A 15,161-nucleotide genomic window follows, 5' to 3' on the forward strand; every position below is an offset into this window, starting at 1 on the left:
GGGATGGCAGAGAAGTCCGAGAAGAAGAGGCCCGTACGGCGGATCGCCGAGAAGCGCACCGAGGGACGCGACCGCCATCGGCAGAAGGACGCCGAGGAGCGTGCCCGCCTGGCCCGGCTGGACACCCCCCGCGAGGTACGCCGCACGCTGGTCCGCCGCCCGACCGTGAAGCAGGACGCGTTCGGCATCTTCGCCGAGCAGTTCGCACGCTTCATGGGCACCGCCCGCTTCCTGATCTACATGACCCTGTTCGTGGTCGTCTGGATCGGCTGGAACTGGCTGGCCCCGGCCGACCTGCGCTGGGACGACTACCCGTTCATCTTCCTGACGCTGATGCTCAGCCTGCAGGCGTCGTACGCCGCACCGCTGATCCTGCTCGCGCAGAACCGGCAGGAGGTCCGCGACCGGGTCATCAACGAGCAGGACCGTCAGGCCAACGCGCGCGCCCACGCCGACATGGAGTTCCTCGCCCGCGAGGTCGCCTCGCTGCGGATGGCCCTCGGGGAGGTCGCCACTCGCGACTTCCTGCGCTCGGAGCTGCGCAACCTCGTCGAGGAGATGCGCGAGGACGACGAGGGTGACGAGGATCCCCCGGACTCCGCATCCGGGACGTGACCGCGCCACGTACGCTGGGGGGCATGACTTCCCCTGCAATCGACCAGATTCAGGCTGCCCTCGGACGCGTCAACGACCCCGAGATCAAGCGACCCATCACCGACCTCGACATGGTCGAGAACATCGACGTCGACGACACCGGCAAGGTGGCCGTCACGGTGCTCCTGACGGTGGCCGGCTGCCCGATGAAGGACACCATCACCCGTGACGTCACGACCGAGGTGTCCAAGGTCGCCGGCGTGACCGGGGTCGAGGTGCGGCTCGGCGTGATGACCGCCGAGCAGCGCTCCGCCCTCCAGGAGACGCTGCGCGGCGGCCATGCGCAGAAGGAGATCCCCTTCGCCCAGCCCGGCTCTCTGACCAAGGTCATCGCGATCGCCTCCGGCAAGGGCGGCGTCGGCAAGTCCTCGGTCACCGTCAACCTCGCCGTCTCGATGGCCCAGCAGGGCCTCAAGGTGGGCATCGTGGACGCCGACATCTACGGCCACTCCGTGCCCGCCATGCTCGGCATCGCTGACACGCGCCCCACCCAGGTCGAGGACATGATCATGCCGGTGCCGACCCCGAGCGGAGTCTCGGTGATCAGCATCGGGATGCTCAAGCCGCGCCGCGACCAGGTGGTCGCGTGGCGTGGCCCGATGCTCGACCGGGCCCTGGTGCAGATGCTCGCCGACGTCTACTGGGGTGACCTCGACGTGCTCCTGCTCGACCTCCCGCCCGGCACCGGCGACGTGGCCATCTCGCTCGGCCAGCACCTCCCGAACGCCGAGGTGCTGGTCGTGACGACGCCCCAGGAGGCCGCGACCGAGGTGGCCGAGCGCGCCGGCACGATGGCCTCGATGATGCATCAGCGTGTGGTCGGCGTCATCGAGAACATGTCCTACCTGCCGTGCCCGCACTGCACGGCCGAGGGCAAGGAGCACCGGCTGGAGATCTTCGGCGTCGGCGGTGGCGCCCGGGTGGCGTCCACCCTCGGCAGCCGCTTCGGCTACGACGTGCCGGTGCTGGGTGAGATCCCGATCGACGTGAGCCTGCGCGAGGGAGGCGACGTCGGCAAGCCGATCGTCGAGTCCGACCCGACCGCTCCCGGCGCCCGGGTGCTCGAGACGATCGCCCGCAACCTCGCCGGTCGTGGCCGCGGGCTGGCCGGCATGCAACTCGGTCTGAGTCCGACCGCGAAGGGCTGACGCGGTGTTCGGGATCGGTCTGCCGGAGCTGGCCGTCATCGCCTTCGTGGCAGTGATCGTGTTCGGTCCCGAGCGCCTTCCCGAGTTCGCCCGCCAGGCCGGTCGCTTCGTCCGGCAGATGCGCAACCTCGCCAACACCGCACAGTCGCAGCTGCGCGAGGAGCTCGGTCCGGAGTACGCCGACCTCAAGCTCACCGACCTCGACCCCCGGCAGGCGATCCGCAAGCACATCCTCGAGGCGATGGAGGACGACTTCGACGAGCCGGCACCGTTGCCGTCGTACGAAGTGCTCAGCCAGGACGAGCGCCCGCCGTACGACGACCAGGCCACCTAGGATCCCGGGCTGGCCCGTCGGGGCTATGGCGGCCCCCTGAGGGCTGTGCCATCCTCCCCTTCCATGGGGCGACGGATCTCCCGTGTCGTGAGTGTCGCGTTCGCCGCGCCGCTCCTCCGCCGCCTCGGCTTCCACATCTCGCGCCTGACGCGCAACGTCGACCGTGGCTTCTTCCTGCGGCTGTTCCTCGGCCTGTTCGGGATCGTGCTGGTGGCGGCGCTGCTGGTGACCCTCATCGAGGGGCCCCGCAAGGGCGTCGGGGAGTTCTTCTCGACCCTGGGTGACAGCTTCTACTGGGGCGTCACGACCGTGATGGGGTCCGGCCAGGCGAACTACGTCAGCTCGCCGGCTGGCTACGTCATCTCGTGGCTGCTGGTGCTGTTCGGGGTGGCCATCGTCGCCTCGATCACCGGTGCCCTCGTGGGCTTCGTGATCGACTTCATCCTCAAGGAGGGACAAGGCATGGGCGCCTCTGGATATCGCGACCACATCGTGGTGTGCGGCTGGAACTCGACCGCGCGCGACCTGATCGCCGAGCTGAGCGGCGACGAGTACGAGCACCGGATCGTGGTCATCCACGACAGCGACAAGAACCCCGCGGGGTCGGAGGCCTACTTCGTCAGCGGCGACGTCACCAACGCCGACGACCTGCGCCGCGCTGGCATCGAGGAGGCGATGGCGGCCGTGGTGTGCCCTGCCGACTCCAGCAACGAGGCCGACATGCGCTCGATCCTGACGGTGATGGCCATCGAGTCGATCGCCCCGCAGGTGCGCACGGTCGTCGAGGTCAACAACCCCCAGCACGTCGACCACTTCAAGCGCGCGAACGCCGACGAGATCATGGTGACCTCGCGGATCTCCTCACGCCTGCTGGCGCGCTCGTCCCTCTACCCCGGCCTGGCCCAGATCGTCACCGACATCGTGTCCGGGGGCGAGGGCTCGGAGCTCTACCGCATCGCGCTGCCCGACGAGTTCGTCGGGCTGACCGTCGACGAGCTGTCGGCGCGGCTGCGCGGCGAACACTCGGCCACCCTGCTGGCGATCGGCCGCGACGGGCGCTCCCACGTCAACCCGGCGACGGACTTCCGGCTGGCGCACGGGGACGACGCCGTGGTGGTGGCGGAGTCGCTCGGCACCCTCGCGCCGCTGAAGGTGCAGAACGACCTGGACCCGACGACCTGAACCGGTCAGCCGGTCTTGGCGTCGAGGCCGACCTTGACGTCGAAGGTCTTGCCCTTGCGCTCGACGGTCAGCGTGACCTTCTCGCCGGGCACGTGGGTACGGATCGCGACGACGACGTCGATCGAGCTGGTGACCGGCTTGCCGTCCACCTTGCGGATCACGTCCCCGACCTTCAGGTGTGCGTCGGCGGCCGGCATGCCGGGCGTGACGGAGTCCACGGTGGCGCCGTCGAGCTTCGCCGTACCTCGGACGTTGGCCCCGATGATCGGGTACTGCGCCTTGCCGGTGCGCAGGATCTGCGCGGTGGTGACCTCGACCTGCTCGATCGGGATGGCGAAGCCGACCCCGATGTTGCCGCCCTGGTCGGAGCTGACCTGCGAGCCGAGCGAGGCGATCGCGGAGTTCACGCCGACCACCTGGCCCTGGAGGTTCACCAGTGGTCCACCGGAGTTGCCGGGGTTGATCGCGGCGTCGGTCTGCACGGCGTTGATGTAGGAGTCGTCGTTGCCGTTCTCGCCGGTCGTGACCGGCCGGTTGACGGCGCTGATGATGCCGGAGGTCACGGTGGCCGACAGCCCGAGCGGTGAACCGATGGCCACCACGGTCTCGCCGACGCGCATCTGGTCGGCCGAGCCGACGGCGGCCGGGGTGAGGCCCTTGGCCTTCGGGACGTCGAGGACCGCGATGTCGTAGACGGTGCTCCGCCCGACGACGGTGGCCTTCATGTGGTTGCCGTCCTGGTCGATGACGTCGATCGGCCCGTTGTCGTCGTCGGCCTCGGCCACCACGTGGTTGTTGGTGATGATGTGGCCCTTGTCGTCGAGCACGAAGCCGGAGCCGGTCGCTCCCTGGGCCTTGCCGGCGTACTCCGCGACGATCTGGACGGTGCTCGGCAGCACCTTGCTGGCCACCGAGGCGATGCTGCCGTTGTCGGCGGGAAGCGGGGCAGCCGTGCGGCGCTCGACCGAGAGCACGCTGCCGGGCGAGGTGCCGTTGTCGTCGTTCATCACCGACGCCGCGAGGACACCGCCGGTGAGGCCGAGGACGGTGGCGAGGACAGCGACCGCCGGCAGCATCCAGGCCGGCACCTTCGCCGTCTGGCGCGCTTCAGGAGCGGGAGACGTCGGGTAGGGCTGGGTCGGCGGGGGGTACGACGAGTACGGCGGCGGGTAGGGACTGGGGTGCTGTTGTCCCACGGGCTCGTCCGGGTCGTACTCGGTCACAACCCCTATCTTGACCTACGCACCCGAATCGGGCTCGCGTTGGTCTCAGCACCCGTCGACGACCCGGCCGGGCCGTGGGTGGTGACCTCTCCGCGGATGGTCGCGGGCGAAGGCCGCGCCGGGACGTCCCGGCTGGTGGGTCCGCCGGCCACCGTGACCAGGCCGAGCACACAGGCGCCGACCGCTCCACCGCCCACGATGACGGCAGTGGTACGCCGGCGACGGGAGCGCTTCTCGATCTCGTCGACGGCCGACCAGGCGTCCACGGCGTACAGCGACCCGAGCAGCTGCGGCGGCGGGTCCATCACCGAAGACCCGCACAGAGCACCCAGCTGGCGCTTGGTCCAGCCCTCGTGCTCGACGAGGCGGCGGCAGCCCGGGCAGGTCAGGACGTGCGACCAGGCCCGCTCCTCCTCACTCGGGGGGAGCTGGCCGTCGACCAGGGCAGAGACCTTGCTGCCGATGTGACCACTCAGGGACAGCATCACCGCACCTGTCCGGCCAGGCCGACGAGGGGACCGGCGAACCGGGTGCGCCCGGCCTTGGGGGCGCGGTGGGCGAGGGCGGCGCGCAGCTGGGCGCGTCCACGGTGGATGCGCGAGCGCACCGTGCCGAGCTTGAGGTCGAGGACGTCGGCGATCTCCTCGTAGGTCAGGCCTTCGACGTCGCAGAGCACGACGGCCGCGCGGAAGTCGGGCGCCAGGGATGCGAGCGCGGCCTCGATGTCGGCGTCGAACATGCGGTCCAGCTGGGCCACGTCGGGAGTCGGCAGGGCGCTCGGCAGCCGTCCGGCGGCCTCGTCGCTGAGCGCGTCGAAGCGGATCCGCTGCTTGCGGCGGGCGGAGTCGAGGAAGAGGTTGGTGGTGATCCGGTGCAGCCAGCCCTCCATCGTGCCGGGCGTGTAGGTGTGCAGCGATCGGAAGACCCGCACGAACACTTCCTGCGTCAGGTCCTCGGCGTCCTGGCGGTTGCCAGTCAGCCGGTAGGCGAGCCGGTAGACGCGAGCCGAGTGGTCGGTGACGATCTGCTCCCAGCTCAGCTCGGCTGAGACGTCGTCGGTCGGGTTCACCATGGCAACACGCTAGGGAGGTTCCCTGAGACTGGGCTGAGGGGAAGCCAGCAGCCCACCCAACGTTTGCCCACACCCTTGATCACGCACGGAGAACGAGCGGTGGCGCGCCGGTGTTCCCGACTCCGTGCGCGGTAGGGTCCGGTTTGATCGCAGAACGCACGTCAGGAGATCGTCATCGTCACGCCAATGAAGCCCGCGAGCTGGACCTATGCCGAGGAGTTCGTCGCCGAGGACGAGATCCTGGCCGCCGCACGCGCGCGTGCCGAGGAGGTCGGCGTCGTCGCGATCGGCTCGGGCGGTGGCGCCACGCTGCGCTTCCTCGCCTCGGTCCTCGAGGCGCGAGCCGTCGTCGAGATCGGCACCGGCACCGGCGTCTCCGGGCTGTGGCTGCTGCGCGGGATGCGTCCCGACGGGGTGCTCACCACCGTCGACACCGAGGCCGAGCACCAGCGGCTGGCCAAGGAAGGGTTCACCGAGGCCGGCATCGCCTCCCAGCGGGTCCGCCTGATCCCCGGCGCGGCGCTCGAGGTGATCCCGCGGCTGACCGACGGCCACTACGACCTGGTCTTCTGCGACGGCGACAAGCGTGAGTACGTCGACTACCTCACCGAGGCGCTCCGCTTGCTGCGACCCGGCGGCGTGGTGTGCTTCGACAACGCGTTGTGGCACGACCGGGTGGCCGACCCGTCCCAGCGCGACGCCGAGACGGTGGCGATCCGCGAGCTGGGCAAGGCCGTCACCGACAACGAGTCCCTGGTCCCGGTGCTGCTGCCGGTCGGCGACGGTCTGCTGGTCGCCAAGAAGGTCTGGCTGCCCGAGGCCTGAGCCTTCAGTCGGCGCGGCCCACGCCGGCCAGCGGCTCGGCCTGGCCGAGCCAGTCGAGGAGCAACCGGGCGCCGAACCCGGTGGGGCCCTCGGTCCACTCGAAGTAGTCCTGGGGCGCGTCCCCCACGGAGGCGATGTCGAGGTGCGCCCACGGCAGTCCACCGTTGAAGTGCTGGAGGAACAGGGCCGCCGTGATGGCACCGGGTCCACCGGGAGCGTTGTCGGAGTCGGCCACCTTGGAGGCGAGCTTGCCTTCGTACTCCTCGCTCAGCGGCATCCGCCACACCCTCTCGCCGGCGCGGGCGCCGGACTCGTCGAGGTGCGCCGCGAGGGCGTCGTCGTTGGCGAACAGGCCGCCGGTGTGCTGGCCCAGGGCCACCTTCATCGCTCCGGTGAGGGTGGCGATGTCGACGAGGACGTCGGGGTCGAGCTTGTCCACGGCGTACGCCAGACCGTCGGCGAGCACGAGCCTGCCCTCGGCGTCGGTGTTGGTCACCTCGGTGGTGCGGCCGCCGTACTGCGTGATCACGTCGCCCGGCCGCATCGAGGTGCCGCTGACGGAGTTCTCGGCGATCGGCAGCAGGCCGGTGACCCGCAGCGGGCAGTCGACGTCCGGCAACGCCGCCATCACCGCGGCCACCACGGCAGCACCGGTCATGTCGCGCTTCATGGTCACCATCGACTGGCCGGGCTTGATGGACAGGCCGCCGCTGTCGAAGGTGATGCCCTTGCCGACCAGCACCACGTGCTTGGCCTTGCGGGCGCCCTTCTCGGGCTTGTAGTCGATCTGCACGAACCGCGGCGGCGCTGCCGCACCCTGGCCGACGCCGACGACGCCGCCGAAGCCGCGCTCGGCCAGCTGCTTCTCGTCGAGGACCGTGGTCTTCAGGCCGGCGGCCTCGGCCGCCGTGACGGCCTGCTCGGCCAGCCAGGCCGGTGTCTTGATGTTGGAGGGGACGCTGGCGAGCAGCCGGGACTGCCAGCTGGCACCGGACGTCGCCACGGCCCTCCTGAGCCACGCGGCACGTTCCTCGTCGTTGGCGGTCAGGGCGATCGCGATGCGACCGACCGGGCGGTCGCGCGGACCGTCCTTGCGCATCGAGAAGCCGAAGGAGCCCAGGGTGGCGCCTTCGACGAAGGCCGCCAGCACGTCGTCGTCGCCGACAGCGGAGAGCGAGGAGGCGACCGCGTCCGCGTTCGTCGTACGACGGGCCAGGGTGGCTCCGGCTCTCCGGAGGTCGGTGGGAGTGCCCGCACCGACGCCGATCATCAGCACGCGCGAGAGAGCGGAGTTGGCCAGGTCGGAGGTGCCCACGACGGGCAGCTCGGTCACCTCACCGGTCTCACCGGTCGCCTCGGCAGCCTCCAAGACCTGGGTCAGGTCGATGCCGAGGTCCTCAGCGAGCTCGGCGGCGCCGGGACCGAGCAGCGGGCCGTCCTCGCCGGTGAGGACGGGGACCGCGACGATGCCCACCCCGACGAGGCGCGACGGCGCAACGTCACTGAGGGCGAACTCGGGCGGCGAGACCTGCTGCTGGAGCGACACGCCCCAGACGATAACCGAAGGCCCCCGCGCTCCACTCGGGAGTGCGGGGGCCTCGATTCGGTATCGAAACGCTCTGGGAAGGTCGGGGGATCGGCCTCAGCCGACCACGTCCTTGAGGGCGTCGCCGAGGGCGGTTGCCTCGTCGGCGTTGAGCTCGACCACCAGTCGGCCACCGCCTTCGAGGGGGACCCTCATCACGATGCCGCGACCCTCCTTGGTGACCTCGAGCGGGCCGTCGCCCGTCCGCGGCTTCATGGCCGCCATGTGCACACCTCTTCCCATGTAATTCGTGCGCAGGACGCGCCCAACTTCGTCCATTATTCCTCATCGCCGAAGGTCGCCTGACCAGCCGTCCGCCCGCGTGCGACAGACTCGGGCCAAACCGAGGAGGAGACCTGATGACCGAACCCACGCCCGGGACCGTCCGCTACGACGTGAACGAAGGCGTCGCGACGATCACGCTGAACCGTCCCGACGCGATGAACGGCCTCGACGTCGCGACCAAGGAGGCCCTGCTGGACGCCGTACGCCGGGCCGCGGAGGACGACGACGTGCGGTGCCTGGTGCTGACCGGCAGCGGACGCGCGTTCTGCGTGGGACAGGACCTCAAGGAACACATCACGATCCTGGAGAGCTCCGATGCGGAGTCGTTGTTCCGCACCGTCGAGGAGCACTACAACCCGATCGTGACCGCGCTCGCCACCATGCCCAAGCCGGTGGTGGCTGCCGTCAACGGCGTCGCTGCCGGCGCCGGCGCGAGCCTCGCCTTCGCCTGCGACTTCCGCGTGCTCGCCGAGACGGCCGGGTTCAACCTCGCCTTCACCGGCGTCGCCCTCTCCTGCGACACCGGCTCGTCGTGGACCCTGCCCCGCATCGTCGGCCGAGCCAAGGCCCTGGAGCTGCTGTACTTCCCGCGCACGCTCGGCTCGGCGGAGTCGCTCGAGCTCGGGCTGGCCACCACCGTGGTCCCGGCCGAGGAGCTCGAGGGCGAGGTCGCGACGCTTGCCCGCCGACTGGCGGACGGCCCGACGGTGTCCTACGGCGCCATCCGCCGCTCGGTGGAGTTCTCCGCCTCGCACGACTTCGCGGAGTCACTGGCCTTCGAGGGATCGATGATGACGCTGACCGGCAGCACCGAGGACCACCGCAACGCGGTCGACGCGTTCGTGAAGAAGGAGAAGCCGGTCTACCGGGGGCGCTGACTCGGCACGAGCTCAGCGACGGGCGCCGACGGCACGCAGCAGGCCGGTCGGACCGGTCTGGCGCGCCTGCTTCGCGCTCACTCCGCGGCCGTACTCGACGGTGACGGCCACGCCACCGAAGTGCGCGTTGTACCACTCCGTCATGGTGCCGTGGCAGACCCCGTCGCAGTTGAACGACTTCACCGGCAGGTGCAGCCCGCGGTGCAGCCGGCGTACGAACGCCGCTCCGCGGTGGACGGTGCGACCGACGCCGCGAAGCGGCTGGTGGAAGCTGACGACGTAGGCCGGACGGACCTGACGCAGGAACGCCATGATCGCCCTGGTCTCGGGCTCGGAGGCCGGTCGCGGCCCGGAGCTGGTGGCACCGGTCAGCCGCTTCCAGTGGTAGGGGTAGTTGCGGTTGAGGTCGACGCCGTGCGCGTTCTGGCGGCTGTGCCGGGCCGTGCCGTCGGGGTTGTAGTGCGGCACCACCCAGACGTCGGCGCCCGTGATCGCCCTGCCGTCACGCAGGTTGTAGAGGATCCGGGAGGGTCCGTTCTCGTCGCCGTGCATCCCCGCGAAGACGACCACCTTGCGCTTCGAGGTCGGCTGCCCGAGGCGCCACGCGTAGATCGGCCGGTTCTGCACCGTGTGGCCGATGGTGCGCACCTCGACGACCGCGGGCCGCGCACTGGCTGCCTGAGCTGGCTGGGTGGCGACCGGGGCGGCCGCTGCCAGGAGGAGGCACGGCAGCAGCAGGGCCAGGAGGCGCCGGCTCACGTGAGCTTGTCCATGCTGAAGTACGCCGTCCAGACGATCGCTCCGACGAGCGCGCCCAGGTGTCCGACCATCGAGAGCCACGGCCCCTCCGTCCAGGCGTCGCTGGCACCCTCCGACGCGTGCTTGCCCTTCGCCGGCAACCAGCGCAGCAGGATGAGCAGCCCGACCACCGTGACACCCCACCACAGCAGCAGGCCCAGGAAGCCGACCACCCAGTCGGTCTCGAAGACCAGGTAGGAACCCCACAGCAGGATGGCCAGCGTGCCGAGCGCCGTGTGGGCGTTCACCAGGCCCACGGGGATGTCCAGCCGGCCGGCGCCGGGCTCGTCGGACCGGGCCAGTCGCAGCCGGGTCAGGACGACCAGCACGACCGCCAGGACCAGCAGAATGGCGGAGACGACGTTCGCAGACACCGGGTCATTGTGGCGTATCGGGCACCGTTCCGCCGGGGCCGTCCATTTCGTCACCTTCGTCGTCCAGCTGGGCGGCCAGCAGGTCGATCAAGGCATCCACCTCGCTGGCCCGGTAGCCCCGGACGGCGGTGTTGAACCGCAGCCCGCGCAGGTCGTTGCCAGTGATCGGCCGGTCCACGGGCAGGCGGACGTCGGCGCGGTCGTCGTACGCCGTGCCGAGGGACGCGCCCCGGCCGGAGGCGACCACCGCCACCGCCCCCATGGCGAGCACGATCAGCACCGCGAAGAACCACGTCATGGACGGCTCACCGCTCCTTGACCCCCTCGACCACCATGGCGACGGCCTGCTCGACGTCGTCGGTGACCACCAGCATGTCGAGGTCGGCCTCAGAGAGCTTGCCGTCAGCGAGCACGGTGTCGCGCAGCCAGCCGAGCAGCCCGGACCAGTACTCCGTGCCGATCAGCACCACCGGGAACGAGGTGACCTTCTGGGTCTGCACGAGGGTGAGCGCCTCGAACAGCTCGTCGAGCGTGCCGAGACCGCCGGGCAGCACGACGAACCCGCGGGAGTACTTCACGAACATCGTCTTGCGGGCGAAGAAGTAGCGGAAGTTGACCCCGACGTCGACCCACTCGTTCAGGCCGATCTCGAACGGCAGCTCGATGCCGAGGCCCACGCTGACGCCGCCGGCCTCCGAGGCACCCTTGTTGGCTGCCTCCATCGCGCCCGGACCCCCACCGGTGATGACGGCGAAGCCGGCCTCGACGATGCGCCGGCCGAGCTCCTCACCCTTGGCGTAGTAGGGGTCGTCCTGGTGGGTGCGGGCCGAGCCGAAGACACCGATCGCCGGGCCGAGCTCGGCCAGCGCACCGAATCCCTCGACGAACTCGGACTGGATCCTGAGCACGCGCCACGGATCGGCGTGCACCCAGTCGGTGGGGCCGCGCGAGTCCAGCAGCCGTTGGTCGGTGGTGGAGAGGTCGACCTGCGCGCCGCGGAGGATGGTCGGGCCCTTGTGCTTCTCGCGGCGTCCGGCCTTCGGCGTACGGCCGTCCTCCCTCATACCTCAGCCCCCAGCCAGCGGCGCAGCGTCTGCTCGCAGGTGTGCAGCTGGTCGATGGGCACGAGCTCCTCCTGCTTGTGCGCGAGCATCGGGTCGCCGGGCCCGTAGTTCACGGCCGGGATGCCCAGGGCGGTGAAGCGGGCGACGTCGGTCCAGCCGAACTTCGGGTTGACCGTGCCGCCGACGGCCTCGACGAACGCCTGGGCGGCGGGTACGCCGAGACCCGGCAGCGCCCCGGGAGCGGAGTCGGTGACCACGAGGTCGTAGCCGTCGAAGAACTCCTTGACGAAGGCGAGCGCCTCGCTCTCCGAGCGGTCGGGCGCGTAGCGGTAGTTCACCGTCACGACGCACTCGTCGGGGAGCACGTTGGTGGCGACACCGCCGGTGATCCAGACGGCGTTGAGTCCCTCGTGGTACTCCAGCCCGTCGATGACCGGCTTGCGGGCGTCGTAGGCCTCGAGGCGGCGGAGCACCTCGCCGGCGTGGTGGATGGCGTTGGACCCCCGCCACGAACGAGCCGAGTGTGCGCGCTCGCCGCGGGTGGTGACCTCGACGCGCAGCGTGCCCTGGCAGCCGGCCTCGACGACCGCGTCGCTGGGCTCCATCAGGATCGCGAAGTCGCCCTCGATCAGCTCCGGACGCTGCGCAGCGATGATGCCGAGGCCGTTGAAGACGTCGTCGATCTCCTCGGCCTCGTAGAAGACGAAGGTGAGGTCCCGGTTGGGCTCGGCGACCTCCCGGGCCAGGCGGAGCGCGACGGCGACACCGCCCTTCATGTCGCAGGTGCCGAGGCCGTGCAGGTGGGTGCCGTCGTTGCGGACCGGGAGGTTGCGGGCCAGCGGCACGGTGTCGATGTGCCCGGCGATCACCACGCGCTCGTCGCGCCCGAGGTCGGTGCGGGCGACCAGCGAGTGACCGATGCGGGTCACCTCGAGGTGGGGTACGCCCCTCAGAGCCTCCTCGATCGCGTCGGCCAGCTCCTGCTCGTTGCGGCTCACCGACTCGATGTCCACGACGGCCTCGGTCAGCGCGACCACGTCGGTGCTGAGGTCCAGTGACATGCCGGCAATCTTGTCACCCTGTCGCCCGCTGCCCGACCGCGCGTCAGCGGCGGGCGGCGGCGAGGCGGCCCTTGAGCAGCGCCTTGGTCGGGTGCGGGCTGTTGCCCATCACGGCGAGGCAGACCTCGATCACCTCGGTGTCGTAGGGCGCCAGCTCGGTGTAGCGAGCCACCGCCGGCGGCTGCGGGTCGGCCAGCAGGGCTTCGCGAACGGCGACCGCCACGAAGTCGGCCAGCTCGCTCAACGCGGGAGACTCGGTGCCGGGCATCAGGTCGCCGCCGTAGGCCGCGACGGCCGCACGCACCTGGCCGCTGCGGAGCAGCCGGAGCACCAGGTTGACGTCGGTCGTCACCGGCATCATCAGCCGGTAGGGCCGCGAGGCGAGCTGCCCGTCGAGCGCGCTGCGGAGGTGGGAGACCTCGGCCTTGAGGGTGGAGAAGGTGACGGCCTGGTCGCCGTAGAGCAACGCGTGCAGCTGCTCGAGCGAGAGTCCGGTCGGGTTCATCGCCAGCAGCGCGAGGATCTCGGTCTGGCGACGGTTGAGCAGCAGCCGCTTGCCGTCGAGCCGGGCCTCGGCCGCGCCGAGGAGGCTCAGGTCGAGGCCGGGGACCACGTCCTCCTCGTCGTCGCCGCTCAGGCCGGGATGCTGGCGCGAGGCCGGCATCGCGGTCTCGATCAGCCGGGCCATCACCCGCGCGGTGGCCAGGCCGATCGGGTGGGTGCGGTCCCAGGTGGTGGAGAGGTCGATGACGCCGAGCTGCTCGCCACTGACCGGGTCGTGCACGGGCGCCGCCCAGCAGACCCAGTTGTGCACGATCTCGGCGTAGTGCTCGGCACTGAACACCATCGAGGGCGCGTCGTTGCGGGTGGCCAGGTCGAGGGCGTTGGTGCCGACGCTGGTGTCGTCCCATCGCCCACCGGCCACGAAGTTCACGGTCTCGGCCTTGCGGCGCATCACGCGTCCGCCGTACGTCCAGAGGATGCGGGTCTGCGCGTCGGTCACGGCCACGACCAGGTCGCCGTCCTCCGCCGTACGACGCAGCTCCTGCTCGACCCGCTCGACCGCCACCTGGAGGGGCGACCCCTGCCAGAACGACTGGGTGTCGGACTCGTCGGCCAGCGGCGCCTCGCGCACGTCGATGCCGACGGCAGGGGCCGAGCGCTCCCACGACCGCAGGATCTCGGGACGCACCAGCCCCTCGGCCAGGTCGCCGTGCTCGACGAAGTTCATCCACGCGCGCACCGCCTCGAGCCGCTTGCTCTGCAGCTGGTTGTGCGAAGTGGTCATCGGGTCTCCTGGTGTGACTGCCGCCACGGTAGCCCCGCACTGGGCAGTGCGTCAGCGGTCTCGGCTCTGGACATGTGACCAGATGGTCACCTATTCTGCAGAACATGGCAGCCAGCGAGACCGACGAGATGGGCGCGGTCTTCCGCGCCCTGGCTGACCCGACCCGTCGGCGGCTCCTCGACGCCCTGTTCGCCGAGGACGGCCGGAGCGCCGGCCAGCTGTGTGCCGAGGTCCCCGAGATGACCAGGTTCGGGGTGATGAAGCACGTCGGAGTGCTCGAACAGGCCGGGCTGGTCACCTCACGACGCGAGGGCCGCACCAAGCTGCACTACCTCAACCCGGTGCCGATCGGGCTGGTCGCCGACCGCTGGATCAGCAAGTACGCCGCCCCCTTCACCCGCGCGATGGTCGGGCTCCGCACCGGCCTCGAGTCGGGTGCCTGACCCACGCCATCGAGAGGACCCGCCATGCCCGCGGCCCGCCACCAGTACGAGATCTACATCCGCGCCACCCCCGAACAGGTCTGGGAGGCACTCCTCGACCCGGCCTTCACCCGGCAGTACTTCCACGGCACCGCCTTCGACCGCCCGCCGGTCCAGGGCGAGCCGTTCCGGACCTCGCTGCCCGACGGCTCACCCGCTGTTGACGGCACCGTCGAGGTCCTCGACCCGCCGCATCGGCTGGTGCACACCTGGCACACGTTGTACGACGCCGGGCTGACCGCCGAGCCGGTCAGCCGGGTCGAGTGGCACGTGGAGCCTGCCGGCGAGGGACTGACCAGGCTGCGGCTGGTCCACGGTGACCTCGCACAGAGTCCCAAGACCTGGGCCAACGTCGAGCACGGCTGGGTGTGGGTCCTGGACAGCCTGAAGAGCCTGCTCGAGACCGGGCGGCCGTTGCCGGCGGCCGACGAGGACGCCGAGCCGGTGTCCTGGCGCGATCGGGAACCGGACGCCGAGTGGCACCGGTTCCAGGCCGTCGAGGCCAACAACTCGACGTGGGAGCTGATCGGGAGGTCCGAGCGCAGTCCCGACGAGGCCGAGGACATGCTGCGTCGCGCCTACGCCGCGGCGTACCACTGGGACCGCGCCGCCGGCCGCAGGCCCGGCAACTCGGCCCGTGCGGACTGGCTGCTGGCCAAGGTGCACCTGCTCGCCGGCCACCCGGACACCGCCCTGCACCACGCGGGTCGCTGCCTGGCCACCTGTGAGGAGCACGACCTGGCGGACTTCGACCTCGCCTACGCCCACGAGGCGACCGCCCGCGCCCTCAAGGCCCTCGGCCGCGACGAGGAGGCCGCCCGCTCGTGGGCCGCGGCCAAGGCGGTGCCGATCGCCGACGACGAGGACCGCGAGCACGTCGCGGAGGACCTCGCCGTCGGCCCCTAGCG

The 15,161-nt window shown here is 70.7% G+C and carries 19 protein-coding genes; 8 read left to right on the plus strand and 11 right to left on the minus strand.

Translation table 11 applies throughout. The features are described 5' to 3' along the window. Positions 1 to 3: 3 nt before the first annotated feature. From H976_RS25385 to H976_RS0108900, 4 genes are all read left to right on the plus strand, one after another. Positions 4 to 615, plus strand: a complete 612-nt coding sequence (locus H976_RS25385; RefSeq protein WP_081682780.1) for a DUF1003 domain-containing protein — start codon at positions 4 to 6, stop codon at positions 613 to 615. 23 nt (positions 616 to 638) lie between these two features. Continuing rightward, positions 639 to 1,802, plus strand: coding sequence for an Mrp/NBP35 family ATP-binding protein (locus H976_RS0108890; RefSeq protein WP_027861245.1), 1,164 nt, complete (start codon positions 639 to 641; stop codon positions 1,800 to 1,802). Positions 1,803 to 1,806: 4 nt separating this feature from the next. Further along, positions 1,807 to 2,136 carry a sec-independent translocase gene (locus tag H976_RS0108895; RefSeq protein WP_027861246.1) on the plus strand — a complete coding sequence of 110 codons (330 nt, stop codon included), beginning with the start codon at positions 1,807 to 1,809 and terminating at the stop codon, positions 2,134 to 2,136. 87 nt (positions 2,137 to 2,223) lie between these two features. Then, on the plus strand, positions 2,224 to 3,318 hold the full coding sequence (locus tag H976_RS0108900; protein ID WP_027861247.1) for a TrkA family potassium uptake protein: 1,095 nt from the start codon (positions 2,224 to 2,226) through the stop codon (positions 3,316 to 3,318). A gap of 5 nt (positions 3,319 to 3,323) precedes the next feature. Here the strand turns inward: H976_RS0108900 and H976_RS25390 are convergent, their stop codons facing one another. From H976_RS25390 to sigE, 3 genes are read right to left on the minus strand one after another with little or no spacing between them, the layout of a single operon-like run. Next, a complete protein-coding gene (locus H976_RS25390; RefSeq protein ID WP_155918109.1) occupies positions 3,324 to 4,541 on the minus strand; it encodes a S1C family serine protease in 1,218 nt (405 codons plus the stop codon). Positions 4,542 to 4,546: 5 nt separating this feature from the next. Beyond that, positions 4,547 to 5,026, minus strand: a complete 480-nt coding sequence (locus H976_RS0108910; protein ID WP_027861248.1) for an anti-sigma factor — start codon at positions 5,024 to 5,026, stop codon at positions 4,547 to 4,549. Then, positions 5,026 to 5,613 (minus strand): RNA polymerase sigma factor SigE, encoded by a 588-nt coding sequence (gene sigE, locus H976_RS0108915; RefSeq protein WP_051276535.1) that lies wholly within the window; start codon positions 5,611 to 5,613, stop codon positions 5,026 to 5,028. The genes H976_RS0108910 and sigE overlap by 1 nt, the downstream gene beginning before the upstream one ends. 186 nt (positions 5,614 to 5,799) lie before the next feature. Between sigE and H976_RS0108920 the strand changes: the two genes are divergently transcribed. Further along, complete coding sequence (locus tag H976_RS0108920; protein WP_036225467.1) at positions 5,800 to 6,438, plus strand: O-methyltransferase; 639 nt, start codon at positions 5,800 to 5,802, stop codon at positions 6,436 to 6,438. Positions 6,439 to 6,442: 4 nt separating this feature from the next. Here H976_RS0108920 and H976_RS0108925 read toward each other — a convergent pair whose 3' ends face one another. After that, positions 6,443 to 7,984, minus strand: a complete 1,542-nt coding sequence (locus tag H976_RS0108925) for a leucyl aminopeptidase (RefSeq protein WP_231388839.1) — start codon at positions 7,982 to 7,984, stop codon at positions 6,443 to 6,445. Positions 7,985 to 8,080: 96 nt separating this feature from the next. After that, positions 8,081 to 8,248, minus strand: a complete 168-nt coding sequence (locus H976_RS29465) for a DUF3117 domain-containing protein (protein ID WP_090967556.1) — start codon at positions 8,246 to 8,248, stop codon at positions 8,081 to 8,083. A gap of 134 nt (positions 8,249 to 8,382) precedes the next feature. On the opposite strand from H976_RS29465, the gene H976_RS0108935 reads away from it, so the two are divergent. Then, the gene (locus H976_RS0108935) at positions 8,383 to 9,186 is read left to right on the plus strand and encodes an enoyl-CoA hydratase/isomerase family protein (protein WP_027861252.1); all 804 of its coding nucleotides are present in this window, start codon (positions 8,383 to 8,385) and stop codon (positions 9,184 to 9,186) included. Between the two features lie 12 nt (positions 9,187 to 9,198). On the opposite strand, the gene H976_RS28670 is transcribed toward H976_RS0108935, so the two are convergent. Genes H976_RS28670 through H976_RS0108965 form a run of 6 tightly spaced genes read right to left on the minus strand, consistent with a single transcriptional unit; the run spans position 9,199 to position 13,771 of the window. Then, complete coding sequence (locus tag H976_RS28670; RefSeq protein ID WP_051276537.1) at positions 9,199 to 9,945, minus strand: DUF2817 domain-containing protein; 747 nt, start codon at positions 9,943 to 9,945, stop codon at positions 9,199 to 9,201. Further along, positions 9,942 to 10,358 (minus strand): hypothetical protein, encoded by a 417-nt coding sequence (locus H976_RS0108945; protein ID WP_027861253.1) that lies wholly within the window; start codon positions 10,356 to 10,358, stop codon positions 9,942 to 9,944. The genes H976_RS28670 and H976_RS0108945 overlap by 4 nt, the downstream gene beginning before the upstream one ends. Before the next feature lie 4 nt (positions 10,359 to 10,362). Next, entirely contained in the window at positions 10,363 to 10,656 is a 294-nt protein-coding gene (locus H976_RS0108950) for a DivIVA domain-containing protein (RefSeq protein ID WP_027861254.1), read from the minus strand. A 7-nt stretch (positions 10,657 to 10,663) separates the two neighbouring features. After that, positions 10,664 to 11,422 carry a TIGR00730 family Rossman fold protein gene (locus H976_RS0108955; RefSeq protein WP_036225471.1) on the minus strand — a complete coding sequence of 253 codons (759 nt, stop codon included), beginning with the start codon at positions 11,420 to 11,422 and terminating at the stop codon, positions 10,664 to 10,666. Next, positions 11,419 to 12,483, minus strand: coding sequence for a succinyl-diaminopimelate desuccinylase (gene dapE / locus H976_RS0108960; RefSeq protein ID WP_155918111.1), 1,065 nt, complete (start codon positions 12,481 to 12,483; stop codon positions 11,419 to 11,421). Before dapE ends, H976_RS0108955 begins: the two co-directional genes overlap by 4 nt. A 43-nt stretch (positions 12,484 to 12,526) precedes the next feature. Then, the gene (locus H976_RS0108965) at positions 12,527 to 13,771 is read right to left on the minus strand and encodes a histidine kinase (protein WP_027861257.1); all 1,245 of its coding nucleotides are present in this window, start codon (positions 13,769 to 13,771) and stop codon (positions 12,527 to 12,529) included. Positions 13,772 to 13,875: 104 nt separating this feature from the next. Here H976_RS0108965 and H976_RS0108970 point away from each other — a divergent pair, with 104 nt between their 5' ends. Then, positions 13,876 to 14,214 (plus strand): helix-turn-helix transcriptional regulator, encoded by a 339-nt coding sequence (locus tag H976_RS0108970; protein ID WP_051276539.1) that lies wholly within the window; start codon positions 13,876 to 13,878, stop codon positions 14,212 to 14,214. Positions 14,215 to 14,238: 24 nt separating this feature from the next. Continuing rightward, positions 14,239 to 15,159: an SRPBCC family protein gene (locus H976_RS28675; RefSeq protein WP_051276541.1), complete on the plus strand. Its 921-nt coding sequence runs from the start codon at positions 14,239 to 14,241 to the stop codon at positions 15,157 to 15,159. Positions 15,160 to 15,161: the final 2 nt, after the last annotated feature.

Origin of the sequence: Marmoricola sp. URHB0036 (assembly GCF_000426045.1) — a bacterium.
Classification (GTDB): domain Bacteria; phylum Actinomycetota; class Actinomycetes; order Propionibacteriales; family Nocardioidaceae; genus Marmoricola.